Source organism: Gilliamella sp. App4-10 (genome assembly GCF_001690495.1).
GTDB classification, from domain to species: domain Bacteria; phylum Pseudomonadota; class Gammaproteobacteria; order Enterobacterales; family Orbaceae; genus Gilliamella; species Gilliamella apicola_G.
In genome coordinates this window covers 39,052-56,136 of the sequence record NZ_LZGS01000044.1, presented here as the reverse complement: position 1 = coordinate 56,136, position 17,085 = coordinate 39,052, and the positions used below count along the sequence as shown (strand labels likewise).

The 17,085-nt window shown below is 33.9% G+C and carries 16 protein-coding genes, 2 tRNA genes and 2 pseudogenes; 16 read left to right on the top strand and 4 right to left on the bottom strand.

All coding sequences use genetic code 11. From position 1 onward, the window contains the following. Nucleotides 1-8 precede the first annotated feature (8 nt). On the bottom strand, nucleotides 9-1,934 hold the full coding sequence (thrS, locus tag A9G23_RS09320; protein WP_065587349.1) for a threonine--tRNA ligase: 1,926 nt from the start codon (nucleotides 1,932-1,934) through the stop codon (nucleotides 9-11). Between the two features lie 254 nt (nucleotides 1,935-2,188). Here thrS and A9G23_RS09315 point away from each other — a divergent pair, with 254 nt between their 5' ends. Beyond that, nucleotides 2,189-2,644, top strand: a complete 456-nt coding sequence (locus A9G23_RS09315; RefSeq protein WP_065587348.1) for a YaiI/YqxD family protein — start codon at nucleotides 2,189-2,191, stop codon at nucleotides 2,642-2,644. A 34-nt stretch (nucleotides 2,645-2,678) separates the two neighbouring features. Here the strand turns inward: A9G23_RS09315 and recO are convergent, their stop codons facing one another. Next, nucleotides 2,679-3,371, bottom strand: coding sequence for a DNA repair protein RecO (recO, locus tag A9G23_RS09310; protein WP_065587347.1), 693 nt, complete (start codon nucleotides 3,369-3,371; stop codon nucleotides 2,679-2,681). A 155-nt stretch (nucleotides 3,372-3,526) separates the two neighbouring features. On the opposite strand from recO, the gene A9G23_RS09305 reads away from it, so the two are divergent. The 14 genes and pseudogenes from A9G23_RS09305 (at nucleotide 3,527) to A9G23_RS09240 (ending at nucleotide 15,412) form a co-directional block, all read left to right on the top strand. Further along, nucleotides 3,527-5,158: a Na+/H+ antiporter gene (locus tag A9G23_RS09305; RefSeq protein WP_065587346.1), complete on the top strand. Its 1,632-nt coding sequence runs from the start codon at nucleotides 3,527-3,529 to the stop codon at nucleotides 5,156-5,158. 21 nt (nucleotides 5,159-5,179) lie between these two features. Continuing rightward, complete coding sequence (gene ubiT / locus A9G23_RS09300) at nucleotides 5,180-5,665, top strand: ubiquinone anaerobic biosynthesis accessory factor UbiT (protein ID WP_141670044.1); 486 nt, start codon at nucleotides 5,180-5,182, stop codon at nucleotides 5,663-5,665. A 306-nt stretch (nucleotides 5,666-5,971) separates the two neighbouring features. Beyond that, nucleotides 5,972-7,417 (top strand): exodeoxyribonuclease I, encoded by a 1,446-nt coding sequence (gene sbcB / locus A9G23_RS09295; protein WP_065587344.1) that lies wholly within the window; start codon nucleotides 5,972-5,974, stop codon nucleotides 7,415-7,417. A gap of 96 nt (nucleotides 7,418-7,513) precedes the next feature. After that, nucleotides 7,514-7,969 carry a CidA/LrgA family protein gene (locus A9G23_RS09290; RefSeq protein WP_081297021.1) on the top strand — a complete coding sequence of 152 codons (456 nt, stop codon included), beginning with the start codon at nucleotides 7,514-7,516 and terminating at the stop codon, nucleotides 7,967-7,969. Further along, complete coding sequence (locus A9G23_RS09285) at nucleotides 7,966-8,655, top strand: CidB/LrgB family autolysis modulator (RefSeq protein ID WP_065587343.1); 690 nt, start codon at nucleotides 7,966-7,968, stop codon at nucleotides 8,653-8,655. Before A9G23_RS09290 ends, A9G23_RS09285 begins: the two co-directional genes overlap by 4 nt. A 1-nt stretch (nucleotide 8,656) precedes the next feature. Beyond that, a pseudogene (locus tag A9G23_RS09280) lies at nucleotides 8,657-9,286 on the top strand (ElyC/SanA/YdcF family protein); the annotation flags it as partial. A 182-nt stretch (nucleotides 9,287-9,468) separates the two neighbouring features. After that, a complete protein-coding gene (artP, locus tag A9G23_RS09275) occupies nucleotides 9,469-10,197 on the top strand; it encodes an arginine ABC transporter ATP-binding protein ArtP (RefSeq protein ID WP_065587342.1) in 729 nt (242 codons plus the stop codon). A gap of 23 nt (nucleotides 10,198-10,220) precedes the next feature. Next, nucleotides 10,221-10,955, top strand: a complete 735-nt coding sequence (locus A9G23_RS09270; protein WP_065587341.1) for a transporter substrate-binding domain-containing protein — start codon at nucleotides 10,221-10,223, stop codon at nucleotides 10,953-10,955. Between the two features lie 132 nt (nucleotides 10,956-11,087). Next, nucleotides 11,088-11,816, top strand: a complete 729-nt coding sequence (artQ, locus tag A9G23_RS09265; protein WP_065587340.1) for an arginine ABC transporter permease ArtQ — start codon at nucleotides 11,088-11,090, stop codon at nucleotides 11,814-11,816. A 12-nt stretch (nucleotides 11,817-11,828) separates the two neighbouring features. Beyond that, complete coding sequence (gene artM / locus A9G23_RS09260; protein WP_065587339.1) at nucleotides 11,829-12,506, top strand: arginine ABC transporter permease ArtM; 678 nt, start codon at nucleotides 11,829-11,831, stop codon at nucleotides 12,504-12,506. A gap of 1 nt (nucleotide 12,507) precedes the next feature. Next, nucleotides 12,508-14,343: an excinuclease ABC subunit UvrC gene (uvrC, locus tag A9G23_RS09255; protein ID WP_065587338.1), complete on the top strand. Its 1,836-nt coding sequence runs from the start codon at nucleotides 12,508-12,510 to the stop codon at nucleotides 14,341-14,343. A gap of 107 nt (nucleotides 14,344-14,450) precedes the next feature. Continuing rightward, nucleotides 14,451-15,005, top strand: a complete 555-nt coding sequence (gene pgsA / locus A9G23_RS09250) for a CDP-diacylglycerol--glycerol-3-phosphate 3-phosphatidyltransferase (RefSeq protein ID WP_065587337.1) — start codon at nucleotides 14,451-14,453, stop codon at nucleotides 15,003-15,005. A 231-nt stretch (nucleotides 15,006-15,236) separates the two neighbouring features. Continuing rightward, nucleotides 15,237-15,324: transfer RNA gene (locus tag A9G23_RS09245), tRNA-Leu, on the top strand. A gap of 12 nt (nucleotides 15,325-15,336) precedes the next feature. Continuing rightward, nucleotides 15,337-15,412, top strand: a tRNA-Gly gene (locus A9G23_RS09240). A 265-nt stretch (nucleotides 15,413-15,677) separates the two neighbouring features. Here the strand turns inward: A9G23_RS09240 and A9G23_RS09235 are convergent. After that, a complete protein-coding gene (locus A9G23_RS09235) occupies nucleotides 15,678-16,220 on the bottom strand; it encodes an AEC family transporter (RefSeq protein ID WP_081297019.1) in 543 nt (180 codons plus the stop codon). A 6-nt stretch (nucleotides 16,221-16,226) separates the two neighbouring features. Further along, a pseudogene (locus A9G23_RS11290) lies at nucleotides 16,227-16,616 on the bottom strand (AEC family transporter); the annotation flags it as partial. Between the two features lie 124 nt (nucleotides 16,617-16,740). On the opposite strand from A9G23_RS11290, the gene A9G23_RS09225 reads away from it, so the two are divergent. Then, the gene (locus tag A9G23_RS09225; protein ID WP_065587334.1) at nucleotides 16,741-17,001 is read left to right on the top strand and encodes a DUF4113 domain-containing protein; all 261 of its coding nucleotides are present in this window, start codon (nucleotides 16,741-16,743) and stop codon (nucleotides 16,999-17,001) included. The last annotated feature ends 84 nt before the right edge of the window (nucleotides 17,002-17,085 follow it).

Genomic DNA, 17,085 nt, shown 5'->3' with positions numbered 1-17,085 from the left:
ATTTATCATTAATCCATTTGTTCTAATGAACGACTATGAATTTCGTTAAGCAACAATTCTATAACATGTTTCACTTCAAAGCTACCAAGATCTTTACCTTGGCGAGTTCGAACTGAAATTGTTCCTGATTCCATTTCTTTGTCTCCACAAACAAACATATAAGGAACACGTTTTAGAGTATGTTCACGGATTTTAAACCCTATTTTCTCATTTCTCAAGTCCGCTTTTGCTCTAATGCCAACTTTTTGTAGTTGCGCGGTTAATTGTTTTGCATATTCAGCTTGATTATCGGTAATATTAATTACCGCAACTTGCAATGGAGCAAGCCATGTTGGGAAGAATCCTGCACAGTTTTCAGTTAAGATTCCCATAAAACGCTCCATTGAACCTAAAATAGCTCTATGAATCATAACAGGAACATGACGTTCGTTATCTTCGCCAACATAAGTTGCGTCTAAACGTTCCGGTAGCATAAAGTCTAGTTGAACAGTACCACATTGCCATGCACGCCCTAAACAGTCATGTAGAGTAAATTCGATTTTTGGTCCATAAAAGGCACCCTCACCTGGTAGGTATTCAAAATCAATGCCATTTTCAGTTAAACATCCGGCCAAATCTTTTTCAGCAAGATCCCACGTTTCATCTTTACCGATTCGTTTTTCTGGACGAGTGGATAACTTAACAGTAATATCTGTAAAACCGAAAGTACTATAAGTATCGTAAACCATTTTGATACAGTTATTAACTTCACTGCGAATTTGACTTTCAGTACAAAAAATATGCGCATCATCTTGAGTAAAACCTCGAACACGCATCAATCCGTGTAAAGATCCAGATGGCTCGTTTCGATGACAACTACCAAATTCCGCCATACGTAATGGTAAATCACGATAAGATTTTAAACCTTGATTAAAAATCTGTACGTGCCCTGGACAGTTCATTGGTTTAATACAATATTCACGATTTTCAGATGAAGTGACAAACATCAACTCTTTATAATTACCCCAATGCCCCGTTTTTTCCCATAAAACACGATCCATCATAAATGGACCTTTTACTTCTTGATAATCATACTCTTTCAATTTAGTGCGAACAAAAACTTCAAGTTCACGGAAGATAATCCATCCATCATTATGCCAAAACACCATACCGGGCGCTTCTTCTTGCATATGATAAAGATCAAGTTGTTTACCTATTTTACGGTGATCACGTTTAGCCGCTTCTTCTAAAAATTGTAAATAGCTATCGAGCTGTTTTTTGTCTGCCCATGCTGTTCCATAAATACGTTGTAACATTTTATTGTCACTGTTACCACGCCAATAAGCACCTGCAACTTTTTGCAATTTAAAATGGTGGCAAAAACGCATATTAGGTACATGTGGTCCACGACACATATCAATATATTCTTCGTGATGATAAAGTGCTGGTTTTGAATCTTTAGGGATATTCTCATCTAAGATAGCAATTTTATAGGGTTCACGTCGCTCCCAAAATACTTCTCTAGCTTGTTCCCAACTAACGACTTCTTTTTTTACTTCATAATCTTTTTTAGCCAATTCATGCATGCGTTTTTCTAATGCATCAAGATCTTCCTGTGTTAGTGAGTGATCTAAATCAACGTCATAATAAAAGCCATTATCAATTGTTGGACCGATTGCCATTTGTGTATCAGGCCATAATTGCTTAATCGCATGACCTAATAAATGTGCACAAGAATGACGAATAATTTCAAGTCCATCTTCGTCTTTAGTGGTAATGATGGCTAATGTTGCATCTTGCTCAATAATATCAGAGGCATCTTTACGCTCACCATTTACACGTCCAGCTATACAAGCTTTTGCCAGCCCTGCACCAATACTTTGTGCAACTTCTAAAACAGTAACGGGTTTATCAAATTGGCGTTGACTTCCATCAGGAAGAGTAATAATTGGCATAATAAATCCTTATAACAGTGGTGCGCCACACGAAAGCGCACTTGCGTACATAAATAAATTGGTCCGATATACTACCACTTATCATCAAGATTTTAAATAGAAAGAATTAGTTTATATCAATATAAGTAAATTCATAAAATAGAATAAACAGCTGGTTTACCTAAAATATTTTCACAAAAAATGAATAGAAGTTTTTTCCTAATAACAGCTATAATTGCTTGCAATTGATATTTTATAATATAGACATACTGGTTATGAACATTTGGATTGATGCTGATGCATGCCCAAACCCAATTAAAGAGATTTTATATCGAGTAGCTAACAGGAAAGCAATTAATGTTGTTTTAATTGCTAATCAGCGATTATATCCCCCTTCCTCGCCTTATATCAAAAGCTTGCAAGTTGAAAAAGGATTTGATGTTGCAGACAATAAAATTGTTGAGTTAGTTAAAAAAAATGATTTAGTCATTACCTCTGACATTCCACTTGCATCAGAGGTTTTAAATAAAGGTGCTTTAGTACTCACGCCACGAGGAGAACAATACACACTTGATACAATTAAAGAACGATTAACTATGCGAGATTTTATGGAGACGATGCGAGCTAGCGGAATACAGACGAAAGGACCAGCTACGTTTTCCAACAAAAACCGAGAAAGATTTTCTAATCAACTTGATATATTACTTAATCGAGCATCAAAAAAAATTTAAAAATCTATTACAATCAAGCCTCAAATTAGCAAAACTAAATTTTTAAAAATAGTTCTCTGCTTTTAAAAGGTTTTGATCCTACATAAGGTCTCAACGCTATTCTGGTAAAACGTTTAGCTGCTCTTAGTGTATCTTCATTATTAAATTGACGTTTCCCTAAAGCCAAAACTTGTTCACCAGTAAAACCGGAACTATTTTGTAATAAACTGCTGATAAAACCTTTTTCTGGTTGATATTGATAATGCATCGACTCAACAATATCATCGCTAGTTACATAGCAGTGAAAAAAATCAACGTGATACCCTAAATTTTCTAATAATGATAATTCAAAATCTCGCAGCACATGTTCTGCAGGGACCTGCTGGGCTAATTGTTGCAAGCTTTTTAGATAATCATCAAAAAGAGTTGGCATTTCCATTTCTGCAACTAAAACTCGATGTAATAGTTCATTTAAATAAAATCCACTATATAAGAAAACAGATACCAACGGCAATGCCAGAGACATAGCTTCAACTTGTCTCAATGTTTTTATTTCACCTTGACCTGAATATTGCACTATGAGTGGAGTAAAAGGTTGCAACATGCCTTTCAGTGCAGAACTCTTCCTTCTTGCTCCTTTGGCTAACACAGTAATCTTTCCAACATTTTCGACAAACAGATCGGCTAATACACTGCTTTCACTATAAGAACGAGTATGTAGTATAAATGCTCTTTGCCAACTTTCCATCGAAAAGACCTGTTAATTATATCACTGTTTTTTAATTAATAATTATATCTGACCAAAATTTAAATAATTCCATGAAATTTTCACCTGAAATTTAACTAAAGATCCGATATAATCAATACAAACAATAGGATTATAGGATAAATAAAAGACGAACTATGGAACTTTTTTCAGTAATTTTACTTCTAGTGTTAATTGTATCACTTTCTGGTGTCGTTGTTAAAATGTTGCCAATTCAAATTCCGCTACCACTAATGCAAATATTATTAGGTTGCATTTTGGCTGCCTTTGGTGTTTATGTAAAATTTGACCCAGAATTATTTCTTGTTTTATTCATTCCACCATTACTATTTGCTGATGGCCGTAAAACATCAGTAAAAGATTTTGTATACAATGTTAGGGAAATTGTAGGGCTAGCACTAGTTTTAGTTGTAATTACCATTGTCGCTGTTGGCTATTTACTTTATTGGATGTTACCGCAAGGAATTGAGTTAGCTGCAACATTTGCATTAGCGGCAGTTTTATCACCAACTGATGCCGTAGCATTAAGTGGTATTGTCGGTAAAGGGCGCATTGAAAAAGAAAAAATGGAAATCATTGAAGGTGAAGCGTTAATGAATGATGCTTCGGGCTTGGTATCGTTAAAATTTGCTATTGCTATTGCTGTTGGTGATGCGGTATTTAGCATCTTTGATGTTAGCGTGAAATTTTTTACTGTTGCTATTGGTGGATTGGCTATTGGTGTTTTATTTACTTGGTTATACGCACGTATTTTACGTAAAATAAATAAGCTGACTCATAATGATCCTGCAATTCAAATTGTATTATTATTCTTACTGCCATTTGCCGCTTATATTATGGCAGAAGAATGCCATTGTTCTGGCATTTTAGCAGCAGTAAGTGCTGGCATGACAGTTAACCACTCTGGTATGATGCGAAATGCTCCTTTAACTGCACGTTTACAATCAGATAGCACATGGTCAATGTTAACCTTTGTATTTAATGGATTTGTATTTGTTTTATTAGGTATTCAGTTACCAAGCATTTTGAATAATACTTTTGCCGAAAATCAAATTGATAAATCAATTGAGGTATGGCAATTATGTTTAATTGTTTTATTTGTTTTTGCTGTATTGATGGGAACTCGATTTGCTTGGTTATGGGGTATGAAACATATGCCGACTATGCCATTTGGAAACAAACGCCCACTTGCATTTAGAGCATACTCAACGAGAGATCTTTTGATTTCGACATTTGCAGGCGTTCGAGGAGCCATTACCCTAGCAGGTGTATTATCTATTCCAATGACAATTAGTGGTCGTTATCAACTTGTTTTTATTGCAACAGGTATCATTTTAATTTCATTGATCGTAGCAGTAATAATATTACCTATCTTGTTACGAGGTAGTGTAATTTTAGACAATTCTGAACAACAAAATGAAATTTTAACAGTCAAAGGTCAAATGGCCGAAGAAGCAATTATCAGTCTTGAAAAAATGCAAAATAATTTATTGCAAGAAACATCTGAAGCTGGTTTAGATCAAGAAATTATTCATGAAATTGGTTCTCGTGTTATTGGTTCGTTAAGACGTCGAACAGGTCTTAAAGATTTAGAGCAAAAAGCGCTTGAGGCAGAAAACTTAGAGAGGCGTATGCGTCTCGTTGCAATTGGTGCAGAGCGCACAGCTTTGCTACAAATGAAAATTCGTAATGAGGTGAGTGAAGAAACATTTGAACATCTGAATACTGATTTAGATATTTATGAAAAAATGATTTCTGGAGATGCATAAATGATTGAAGCGAAAAGCCAAATTTTAAACAAAATTCACTCACAGTTTGTTAATAAAGCGCCCCATGTTTTGGGGCTTACCTTAAGATGCATACCTTTTAATGTTAAAAAGCAAGCCATAGAACAATTATTACAACTACAATTTGAGCATGCTCTTGAAGATGGTGAGCTCGACTTTTTAGAAAATCGATGGCTTAAAATTCAAGTGACTGATCTAGAGCTTATTTGGTTTGTAAGTCTCATTGATAATAAACTTGTGGTAAGTCGAGAAGAAATTGCTGACGTGAGTTTTATTGGCAATGCTAATGATTTAATTATGATAGCCACCCGACGACAAGATCCCGATACTCTATTTTTTCAACGTCGTTTGATTGTTGAAGGTGATACTGAGTTAGGACTTTATGTTAAAAACCTAATGGACTCAATCGAATTAGATACTATGCCAAAGTTATTAAGACTAACACTTCAAAAATTAGCAGCTATTATCGAAAGTGCTCCTACCAATTAAGTTAAAAATAAACAAAATAATGCCTTGTCAAAATTTAACTTTCTAGCAAGGCCTTATAAGAACAGCACTTGTGACAAGTTAATTTTCATAACACTTTGTTACCCTCCTTTGAAAAATTAAAATGCAAACCTAATTTTGTGGTATTCTTATGTTTATTCAGCAATATTAATTGGTTTAAGCCTTCTAAGTAAAGCTTAACTGATACTGGTTTTAGTTTTATATAATCTAACGCCATTTTATTTTCTTACATTAAAAAACAATCAAATAATTGAATGTAACAAAAACAAATACGAGTAAAACTACGCAATGAAATACTGCTCTGAACAACTAACTTTTTACTTTCACGATTATGAAACTTTTGGAACTCATCCTGCATTAGATCGCCCAGCCCAATTTGCTGGAGTTCGAACTGATGAAGATTTTAATATCATTGAAGAGCCCTTAGTTATATATTGCTGTCAAGCTCAAGACTATCTGCCAAATCCAGAGGCTGTATTAATCACCGGAATTACACCTCAAGAAGCAAATCAAAAAGGGATTTGTGAAGCAGAATTTACTCGCCTAATTCATCAAGCATTTAGTGAGTCTAATACTTGTATTCTGGGCTATAATAATATTCGTTTTGATGATGAAGTAACTCGCAATATTTTATATCGTAATTTTTATGATCCTTATGCTTATTGTTGGCAAAACGGCAATTCAAGATGGGATCTGCTGGATGTAGTTCGAGCTTGTTATGCGCTAAGACCAGAAGGAATTAATTGGCCAATAAATGATGAAGGTCTACCAAGCTTTCGTTTACAACATTTGACAGAAGCGAACAACATTAAGCATGAACAAGCTCATGATGCGATGTCGGATGTTTATGCAACTATTGCAATGGCTAAATTAATAAAAGAAAAACAACCTAAACTGTTCAATTATTTTTTCTCATTACGTAAAAAGAATAAAGTAGCTGAGCTTATTGATGTGGTGAATATGACGCCACTGGTTCACGTATCAGGCATGTTAGGTAGCCATCGAGGTAATCTATCTTTAGTTGCGCCTATAATTTGGCATCCAGTACAAAATCATTCCGCTGTTATTTGTGATTTAACAGGAGATATTGATCTCTTAATCAATCTATCCGTTGAGGAAATAAAAGAAAAACTGTACACCAAAACTGAAGATCTACAATTGGGTGAGTCGCGAGTGCCTTTAAAATTGGTTCATACCAATAAATGTCCTATTCTTGCACCATTAAAAACCTTATTATCTGAAAATGCTAAAAGATTTAATATTGATATAGAACAATGCTTAATCAACCAGCAAAAGCTATTACAAAATCACAAATTATTACAAAATAAAATGCAGGCACTATTCAATATCGATGACAACAGTTCTGTTAATGCTATTCGTTCAGATGTTGACACTCAAATTTATGGAAAATTTTTTAATAACCAAGATAAATTACGCTGTGAAATAATTCGAACCACGCCAGTCCATTTATTAGATAGTTTATCATTAACGTTTGATGATCCTCGTTTAGCAACGTTATTTTTTAGATATAAAGCGCGAAATTACCCGCAAACTTTAACAGAACATGAGCTGATTATTTGGCAGGATTATTGTCGTGACAAGTTTAATACCCAAAAAATCGAAGATTATTTATTGACATTAGAACAACTTGCAGAAAATTATATTCACCAGCAAGAAAAACTCGCTATAATTAAACAACTTTATCATTATTGCTATTATTTAGTTGGTAATTAATTTTGTCGGGGGTATTATATAAACAAATAAAATTATGTCGCGTAACCACAGGCATAATGATCATAATTTAAAATTAAGACTAATAGCATTTATGTTATGAAACATTTTCTAGCTAAGCACGCCACTATCAAACATCGACTATATTCTTTGTATTATACACTATTTAGTTATAGTCGAGGATTAGTCATATTAACTCTCTGCCTATGGGTAGGAAAGATTATTTCTAAAATATTACCTATAATGATTCCCGGCAGTATTATTGGTTTGTTGATTCTATTTTTATTGCTTACATTTCAGCTAATTCCCACCTGTTGGATCAAAAATAGTTGCAATCTTTTCATGCGTTACATGACATTACTTTTCATTCCTGCTGCAATGGGAATTATGGATAATTATTCACTTTTAATGCAAAATTGGGTACCGATTATATTTGGCTGTGTAGGTAGCTCTCTTATCATATTAATTTTAAGTGCTTTTTTAACGGAATACTGTCATAAAGTAGCCCCAAATAATTCAATGATATCACCACAAGATGAGGAAAATCAGCCATGATATGGATGCTACCATTAACGATTTGTGTTTTTCTCATTATTCGAAGAATATCATTTAAAATAAAAAATCCACTATTTAATCCTTTAGTGATTTCTGTCATAGTATTAATTCCACTTTTGCTAATAACCAATACAAGCTATATACAATACGTTAGTAACGTGCGCATCATTAATGATTTATTACCTTATTCAGTTGTAGCTCTAGCCTATCCTTTATATGAGCTTATTCCACAAATTAAAGCGCGGTGGAAATCAATAATGATTATTACTTTTACCGCATCACTTGCATCTATGATAACTGGAGTGTGCATTGTTTTTTGGTTAGGTGGAAATGCTGAAATTGCTGCTTCTGTATTACCTAAATCTGTTACTACTGCCATTGCTGTAACTGTTGCGAGTAATCAAGGTGGAATCCCATCTATAGCTGCATTATGCGTAATATTCGTTGGCATATTGGGTGGCATTTTTGGGCATCAGATATTGAATTTAATAAAAATAAAATCAGCACCAGCCAGAGGCTTATCAATCGGTGCAGTTTCACATGCGGTTGGCACAGCTCGTTGCATTGAAGTAGATTACAATGAAGGGGCATATAGCTCTTTATCTTTAGTATTATGTGGTATTATAACATCATTGACAGCGCCTTTTTTATTTCCAATAATGGTGTTTATTTTTAACTGGTTTTAGCATGAAATTAAAAAGGCTTCTTGCTTGTTTTTCTAGTTTTGTCCTGTTATCAATGGTTGCAATTGTCAGTTTAGATTTTTGGATCAGCTATAAAACGGCCCCTTATATTTATCATGATGAAAATAAACTTCCCTATCGAGCCATTGGTGTTGTACTTGGCACATCCAAATATGTTCGAGGAGGTGGTTTAAATGATTTTTACCGTAATCGTATTGATGGAGCAATTGATCTTTATTGGCAAAACAAAATCGATTATCTATTATTAAGTGGTGATAACGCCCTTGTGAGTTATAACGAACCAATCACTATGAAGAAGGATTTGATAAAAGCTGGTATTCCTAGTGATTCCATTGTTTTAGATTATGCAGGCTTTAGAACATTTGATTCAGTGGTTCGTGCGAATAAAGTATTTATTGCAAATGATTTTACTATTATCACTCAAGAGTTTCATTGTGAGCGAGCTATTTTTATTGCTCTTGCACAAGATATACAAGCACAGTGTTTTGCTGTGCCCTCTCCTAAAAGTATGAAATTAATCCGTATCCGTGAAATGTTTGCTCGTGTTAGTGCTTTTATTGATCTTTATGTTCTAAAAAAAGAGCCTAAATACCTTGGCCCTGTGCTCCCTATTCTAACTAATGCTCAATAAGCATCCTTAATTATAAAAATCTTGTCAAAAAATTTCAGGTAATTCGGTGTTTAAGCATAAAAACATAGCAAAAAAACGATAGTCTAATAAATTAGATTGCATTTTTATGCAAAAAAAAGTAATATTTAATCAAATTTAGAGTCAAGCAAAACGTATAACTAACAATGAATATTGAATTAAACCATATTAACTGTTTTTATGGTAAACATCAGGCCTTAAATGATATTTCACTCTGCTATCCGCTTGGAGAAACCATTGTATTACTTGGTCAAAGTGGAGCAGGTAAAAGCTCTTTATTAAAAGTATTTAATTTACTTGAAATACCAGCGTCAGGGCAGATGACTATTGCTAACACGCATTTTGATTTTTCTGAAAAAATCAGTGAGTCAACAATTCGACTTCTTCGCAAAAATGTAGGCATGGTTTTTCAAAACTATAACTTATGGCCACATTTAACTGTGTTAGAAAATTTGATCGAAGCACCTTGCCATGTATTAAAGCTATCTAAAAAAGAAGCTAGTGACAAAGCAATAGCTATTTTAAAAAGGCTGCAAATTGATGATATGGCCGAGCGTTACCCTCTTCACCTTTCAGGCGGACAACAGCAACGTGTGGCTATAGCAAGAGCATTAATGATGGAACCACAAATATTATTATTTGACGAACCAACGGCAGCATTAGATCCAGCTATCACATCACAAGTTGCTGAAATTATTAATGAGCTTTCTCAAACAGGTATTACACAAATTATCGTTACACATGAAGTCGATTTTGCACGCAAAGTTGCTTCACAAGTCATTTATATGGAACAAGGTAAAATTATTGAGCAAGGACAACTTGAATGCTTTGCTCATCCTAAATCCGAAGAGTTTAAAGCTTATTTATCACATTAATGAAAATAAAATTAGGTGGATATATGAAAAAAACGTTACTAGCCATTTGTCTTGCAGGAACAGCGTTTGCAGCTCAAGCAGCAGATACTTTAACAATCGGCACAGAAGCAACTTATGCGCCTTTTGAATTTACTAATGAAAAAAATGAAATCATTGGTTTTGATATTGATGTGATAAATAAAATTTGTGATGAAATAAAAGTCTCTTGCAAAATTGTCAATCAATCATTTGATGGCTTAATTCCTAGTTTAAAAACTCGTCGAATTGATGCCGCTATAGCTGGAATCGATATTACGCCCGAACGTAAAAAGCAAGTTGATTTTACTAAAATTTATTATGACGATAGTTCAATCCAATTTGTTACATTGAAAGATACATTAACTAGCCTTGATCAACTAAAAGGTAAACGTGTTGGTTACCAAAAAGGAACGACCTATCCTAAATATTTAAGCGATAAATATCCAGATATGAAAGCGATTAGTTATGATAGTTATCAGTACGCTATTTTAGATTTAAAAGCGAAAAGAATTGATGCGATAGTGTCAAGCTCAATTGTAGCTAGTGAATGGCTAGGAAAAGAGGCAGATATAGTTTCTTTAAGCGATAAAATCACTGATCACGACTATTTTGGTGAAGGTTTAGGCATTGCTATCCGCAAAGGTAATGAAAAATTACTTAACCAATTTGATCAAGCAATAGATAAACTAAAAGCAAGTGGAGAGTTAGATGCTATCTACAAAAAATGGTTTAATAAATAAACGTTATTTTTAGAGAAATCTTACAATGGTCACCTCGCCGCAGTATCTTGCGGCGAATTTATTTTTTAATTTAATTTTGGTTTTTCTATGCTTGATTTTTTTGTAAATGAAATGATATGGATTTCATCCTCAATGGATGGATATATTTTGCCGCTTATACAAGCGACAGGTATCACGTTATCATTAGCCTTTGTATCATTAATCATTGGAATTATTTTCGCTTTAATTTTCTCAATATTAGAATCTGTTCCATTCAAACCCGTTGCATGGACAATGTCCTTATTCAATTTAACAATTCGTGCACTGCCCGAATTATTAATTGTAGTAGCCATTTATAACGGATTACCATTATTATTAATATTATTAAATGATGGCTTTACTATTGATTTTCATTTTACCTCGTTGACGATACAATTAGACATTCAAAATTTTAATATTAGTCCTTTTTTATGTGGTGTTGCTGCACTTTCACTTCTATATGCTGTTTATGCCTCTCAAACTTTACGCGGTGCATTTAAAGCAATTTCTAATGGACAAAAACAAGCAGCTCAAGTACTTGGATTAAGTAAATTACGCACGTTCTTTCGCATTATCATGCCGCAAATGTGGCGTCATGCTTTACCAGGATTAAGTAATCAGTGGTTAATTTTGTTAAAAGACACTGCACTAGTTTCAGCAATCGCAATAGATGATTTAATGATGCAAACTAAAACCATTATTGCGCGAACCAACCAACCATTTGTATGGTATTTCGTTGCTATGATTATTTATCTAATCATCTCAATTTTTAGCCAAAAGGTTATATCGCGCATTGAAAAACGCTCAACCTATTTTGAACAACCTACATCAGCAAAAAGTTAGTAAGGTCGCATTATGTCTGATAATTTTATTCATTACCTTAAAATCATAGCCCAAGGTCTACCTGATACATTAAGCTTAGGCATTTTAGGTATTTTATCTGCTGGAGTTATTGCCGCTTGCCTATCATGTTTATTATCATTAAATCACTTTCTATTAAATAAAGTTATACGCACATATATTATTATATTTACTGGTACACCTTTACTGGTGCAACTACTACTAATTTATTATGGACCATCACAATTTAGAGATGTTTTAGTCAAAGTACCGACATTTTATAACATTATTTCTTCGCCTTGGTTTTGTGCTTACTTGGCATTAACACTTAACAGTGCAGCCTATACAACCCAAATTTTTTATGGTTCGTTAAAAGCCTTACCTAAAGGACAATGGCAAGCTTGCGAAGCACTTGGTATGAATAAAAGACAAACATTAAAAGTTGTTTTGCCTTATGCATTAAAACGAGCTCTTTCTACTTATTCAAATGAAGTTATATTTGTAGTTAAAGGCACTGCATTAGCTTCAATGATTCCTGTCATGGATGTGATGGGTTATAGCAATGAATTGAATGCAGATTATTATGATTTCACTATTTTTATAGCGGCTGGACTAGTATACCTCTTGATAAATGGTTTACTTAGCACCATTATGAGACATATAGAGAAAAAAGCCCTCACATTTGAAAACTAATATGAGCCAATTTGATTCAACATCCTTTTTAAAAACAGTCCCACATAAACCGGGAATTTATCAGATGTTTAACGATAAACAGACGATTATTTATGTGGGAAAGGCCAAAGATCTTAATAATCGCTTAAAAAGCTACTTCAATAATAGTAAAAAAACATTAAAGACAGATATGCTAGTTAGCCATATCCATCACGTTGAATTTACAATTACCAATACCGAAACCGAAGCTTTACTGCTTGAACAAACTTATATTAAAAAGCATCAACCTCGATACAATGTGCTTTTGAAAGATGACAAAAGTTATCCTTTCATAAAATTAAGCAAAGAACAACATCCACAGCTGTCTCTTTATCGTGGTGCCGTGAATCGAAAAAAAGATGAATTTTTTGGTCCTTATCCAAATGGTTATGCCGTTAAACAAATATTAGCCTTGTTACAAAAAACATTTCCAATAAGACAATGTTTAAATTCAACCTATCGCAATCGAACACGCCCCTGTCTACAATATCAAATTAAACGTTGCTTAGGACCTTGCGTACCAGGTTTAGTTAGTGATGAAGATTATCAACAGCAAGTTAATTATGTAAGGTTATTTTTATCAGGACAATCAGAACAGATATTACAAAAAATTACTGAAGACATGCAAAAGGCTAGTAATGAACTTAATTTCGAAAAAGCCGCCGTACTACGCGATCAGTTACAGGCAATAAAGCATATCAATGAGAAACAAGCAATATATAACAATAACGATAATCTTGATGTGATCGGTTTCCATTATGAATTAGGCCTAGCTTGTATATATGTCCTGTTTATTCGCAATGGGCAGACATTTGGGCATCGTTCTTATTTTCCTAAAGTACCATCAAATACCGAACTAGAAGAAGTTATTGAAACCTTTTTGGGACAGTTTTATTTGCAAGGCAATCAGAATAGAAATATTCCTAAAAAGATTCTACTTAACTTTTCATTGTCTGATAAACAACCAATGGAAGAAACACTGTCACTGATTGCTGAGCATCAAGTTAAGCTGGTTGATGAACCTAAAGGCGATAATCTTAAATTACTCAATATTGCAACCGTGAATGCCCAAACTGAGGTTAAGAACAAACTACTAGCAAACTCAACAATTAATCAACGTTATGAGGCATTAAAAGCCTTTCTAGGTATTGATAAAATTCATCGAATGGAATGTTTTGATATCAGCCATTTTATGGGTAAAAATACCATTGCATCTTGTGTTGTTTTTGATGATAAGGGACCCGTTAAATCTGAATTTCGACGCTACAATATTGCTGGTATTACACCCGGTGATGATTATGCAGCAATGGAACAAGTATTAACGCGCCGTTACAGTAAAAAAGATCTGCCTAACGAAAAAGTTCCTGATATCATTTTTATCGACGGTGGTAAAGGACAACTTAACCAAGCACTGAAAGTATTTGAACAATTAGATGTAAATTGGGATAAAAATCACCCAATTTTAATTGGGGTCGCAAAAGGTGCTGAACGCAAGGAAGGATTAGAAACACTATTTTTTGAAGCTCATGGCACCGGATATTATCTTGATGATCATTCCCCTGCTCTATTACTCATTCAGCAAATTAGAAATGCATCACACGATCATGCTATTGCTGGTCAACGTAAAAAAGGGACAAAACAGCTCACCGATAGCGCCTTAGAACATATTGAAGGCATTGGCACCAAAAGACGTCAAGCGCTACTTAAACATTTTGGTGGATTAAGAGGGGTAAAAAATGCCAGTATTGACGAAATAGCTCAAGTACAAGGTATATCAAAACCATTAGCTGAAAAAATTTATCTAAATTTACAGCAATAACCCATTGAAAAAATAACATATTTCAGGCAACATAACCATTAAGAAAGTACTGTTTTTTATTAATCACTAATGCATTGATTAATAAACCAAAAAAGAGCTTGTATCACATGAAAATTAATTTTCCAACATTCTTAACACTATTTCGAGTTATTTTAATCCCTTTTTTTGTGTTAGCGTTTTATTTATTCCCTATTGAATGGTCTGGTTTTTTTTCTGCATTGATTTTTTTAATTGCAGCCGTAACTGATGTATTAGATGGTTATCTTGCTCGTCGCTTAGGTCAAACAACTAAGTTTGGTGCATTTCTAGATCCAGTTGCCGACAAAATCATGGTAACAATTGCGCTAGTTTTAATCACTCAATATTACCAAACTTGGTGGATCTCTGTCCCTGCAATTATTATCGTTTCGCGCGAAATTATAATATCGGCCTTACGTGAATGGATGGCAGAAATCGGTAAACGCAAAAATGTAGCCGTTTCATCAATTGGTAAAATCAAAACTATAGTGCAAATGACGGCGTTAACAGGGCTACTTTGGCGTCCTTGTGATCTTGTGATTTACGCAGGTCTGGCTGCGTTGTTTATTGCAACAGTATTAACGCTATTATCAATGTTACAATATTTATGGATAGCACATAGCGATTTATTAGAAGAAGAATAACTTTTAGTTAATGTTTATCTAAACATCTTTTATATGAGTAGTTTTGTTCAAAAGATTCCTATAAACAAAATTACTCACTCCCTTTCAAATTAAAAATAACTGCATTTAAAGTGATAATCAGTTAAACATTGAACAATTAAACGATTAATTTAAAATTTTTATTGACTGAAATCATAAGATCGGTAAAATGCACTGCATTCAAAACGAATTACTTCCTAGTAATCAGTTTTGGCCCGGGTGGTGAAATCGGTAGACACAAGGGATTTAAAATCCCTCGGCCTTTTTGGCCGTGCGAGTTCAAGTCTCGCCCCGGGCACCACTTCTTACCTATGCGGGAATAGCTCAGTTGGTAGAGCACGACCTTGCCAAGGTCGGGGTCGCGAGTTCGAACCTCGTTTCCCGCTCCAATTTATATTTTAGTATATAAAAAACGCTATCAGTTTCCCCTCTACAATAAATTAACCTCATTGACTTCTCCCTAACATCAATACCTTTCCTGACCTATTTCTTTATAAGAAATAAGGTAATATTTTATCCTAACGGTAGGATGTATTTGCTCTGTGATTGTCTTGGCAATTAAAGAAAGTCACTTACAAGAAGCGTGTAATAAGTGATAAAATGCCCTCGATTAAGTCAAATAAAACGAGGGCATCAATACCTAGTTTTTATTTATTAAGCAATACCAGGAATGGTGAAATCCATAATAAGTAATAAAGTTGGTAAAATAAAGATAGATAGAACCGTTGATGCAAAGAAAATGCTTGATGCTTGTTCTTGCTCAACATTCCAATTATAAGCCAAAATAACTGCTGTTGATGCCGTTGGCATGGCTAATAGGAAGACCATCTCTTCAGCCTCCATACCTATAAGACCAAATAAATACACTTCAATAAGCGCAACAATTGGCGTAATGAAGCTTTTTAAAACCACATTAATCATTAATGGTTTAGATAATTTTAATTTAACCCCATGAATACCAACACCGACCGCAATAATCGAAATAAAGTTACTGGCACTTGACATAATATCAAAGGTGTTAAACACAAAATGAGGTAACCATTGGGTTCCATCGGTGACACTAACAATGAGTCCTAAAATCACGGCCAAAAACATCGGTTTCATGAGCGAGTTTTTTACCGCATTAAAGATCATATCGCCGGTGACTTTACCGTCAGATAATTTAGTATCACAGAGTTCTAATAAAAAGATTGTCATTAGAATCTATGATAATGCAACAACAAAATTAGTAAGCGCGACCGAAATGGTAGAGGCTGCCCCAAGCATCAACGTTAAAAAAGGCCCCCCCATCCCGTCCATAATTGAAAAACAGCAAAGCATTGCATTCATTGCTGTTGACTTTAACTCTTTATGCAAAATGTATTTATTGGTTAAAAAACAAATTATCCATAAAAATGACATAGTACAGAAAAAGGTAATCATCCAAATACCATTAAATATTTGTGATGGTTTGGCATGAAACGTATGCACAAAAAGCAATGCAGGAAAAACAAAGTTTGATACAAGTCCTGATAATAATTTTTTAGAATCTTTTGAAAAGATCCCTTGTTGTACGCATAACCAACCAAGAAAAATTAATAAAAAAACCGGAAGACAAGAACTAACAACTTACCCAACTGCTGACCAGATTAAATTCATTTTTTAAAACTCCTAAAATAATATTACTTGGAATACAAATTCGGTAATGGGTCGGTAACTTTGGACTAGATTTTTATTTATGAAATCAGGCGTTATATTACTGGATTTAAAAGCTAAAAATAGTTATTCCCAACCTGACTTTTTCATTACTGAACTAGCACATTTATTGCAGCGTAAAAGTGACATGCTGGTAAAGAAAATTGATTCAATTAATCAAAAAATGGGAAAAAACACAATTCAGTTAGGTGAAATCCAAAAATCAGCACCATGGCAAGTAAAGCGAGAGTTACTAAGCCAGCGATATACCACTCGTTGGGATGAATTGCCATTGGGTAAATAGCTGATTTACTTTACCGATTATAAAAACTAAATCCAGTTCAACAAAATTATCAGCTTGAGCAACAAATATTGCATATATTTAATA

What these genes read in the sequence shown, in the direction of transcription:
- thrS (WP_065587349.1), bottom strand. Translation starts at nt 1,934, where the DNA reads ATGCCAATTATTACTCTTCCTGATGGAAGTCAACGCCAATTTGATAAA.
- A9G23_RS09315 (WP_065587348.1), top strand. Translation starts at nt 2,189, where the DNA reads ATGAACATTTGGATTGATGCTGATGCATGCCCAAACCCAATTAAAGAG.
- recO (WP_065587347.1), bottom strand. Translation starts at nt 3,371, where the DNA reads ATGGAAAGTTGGCAAAGAGCATTTATACTACATACTCGTTCTTATAGT.
- A9G23_RS09305 (WP_065587346.1), top strand. Translation starts at nt 3,527, where the DNA reads ATGGAACTTTTTTCAGTAATTTTACTTCTAGTGTTAATTGTATCACTT.
- sbcB (WP_065587344.1), top strand. Translation starts at nt 5,972, where the DNA reads ATGAAATACTGCTCTGAACAACTAACTTTTTACTTTCACGATTATGAA.
- A9G23_RS09290 (WP_081297021.1), top strand. Translation starts at nt 7,514, where the DNA reads ATGAAACATTTTCTAGCTAAGCACGCCACTATCAAACATCGACTATAT.
- A9G23_RS09285 (WP_065587343.1), top strand. Translation starts at nt 7,966, where the DNA reads ATGATATGGATGCTACCATTAACGATTTGTGTTTTTCTCATTATTCGA.
- artP (WP_065587342.1), top strand. Translation starts at nt 9,469, where the DNA reads ATGAATATTGAATTAAACCATATTAACTGTTTTTATGGTAAACATCAG.
- A9G23_RS09270 (WP_065587341.1), top strand. Translation starts at nt 10,221, where the DNA reads ATGAAAAAAACGTTACTAGCCATTTGTCTTGCAGGAACAGCGTTTGCA.
- artQ (WP_065587340.1), top strand. Translation starts at nt 11,088, where the DNA reads ATGGATGGATATATTTTGCCGCTTATACAAGCGACAGGTATCACGTTA.
- artM (WP_065587339.1), top strand. Translation starts at nt 11,829, where the DNA reads ATGTCTGATAATTTTATTCATTACCTTAAAATCATAGCCCAAGGTCTA.
- uvrC (WP_065587338.1), top strand. Translation starts at nt 12,508, where the DNA reads ATGAGCCAATTTGATTCAACATCCTTTTTAAAAACAGTCCCACATAAA.
- pgsA (WP_065587337.1), top strand. Translation starts at nt 14,451, where the DNA reads ATGAAAATTAATTTTCCAACATTCTTAACACTATTTCGAGTTATTTTA.
- A9G23_RS09235 (WP_081297019.1), bottom strand. Translation starts at nt 16,220, where the DNA reads ATGACAATCTTTTTATTAGAACTCTGTGATACTAAATTATCTGACGGT.
- A9G23_RS09225 (WP_065587334.1), top strand. Translation starts at nt 16,741, where the DNA reads ATGAAATCAGGCGTTATATTACTGGATTTAAAAGCTAAAAATAGTTAT.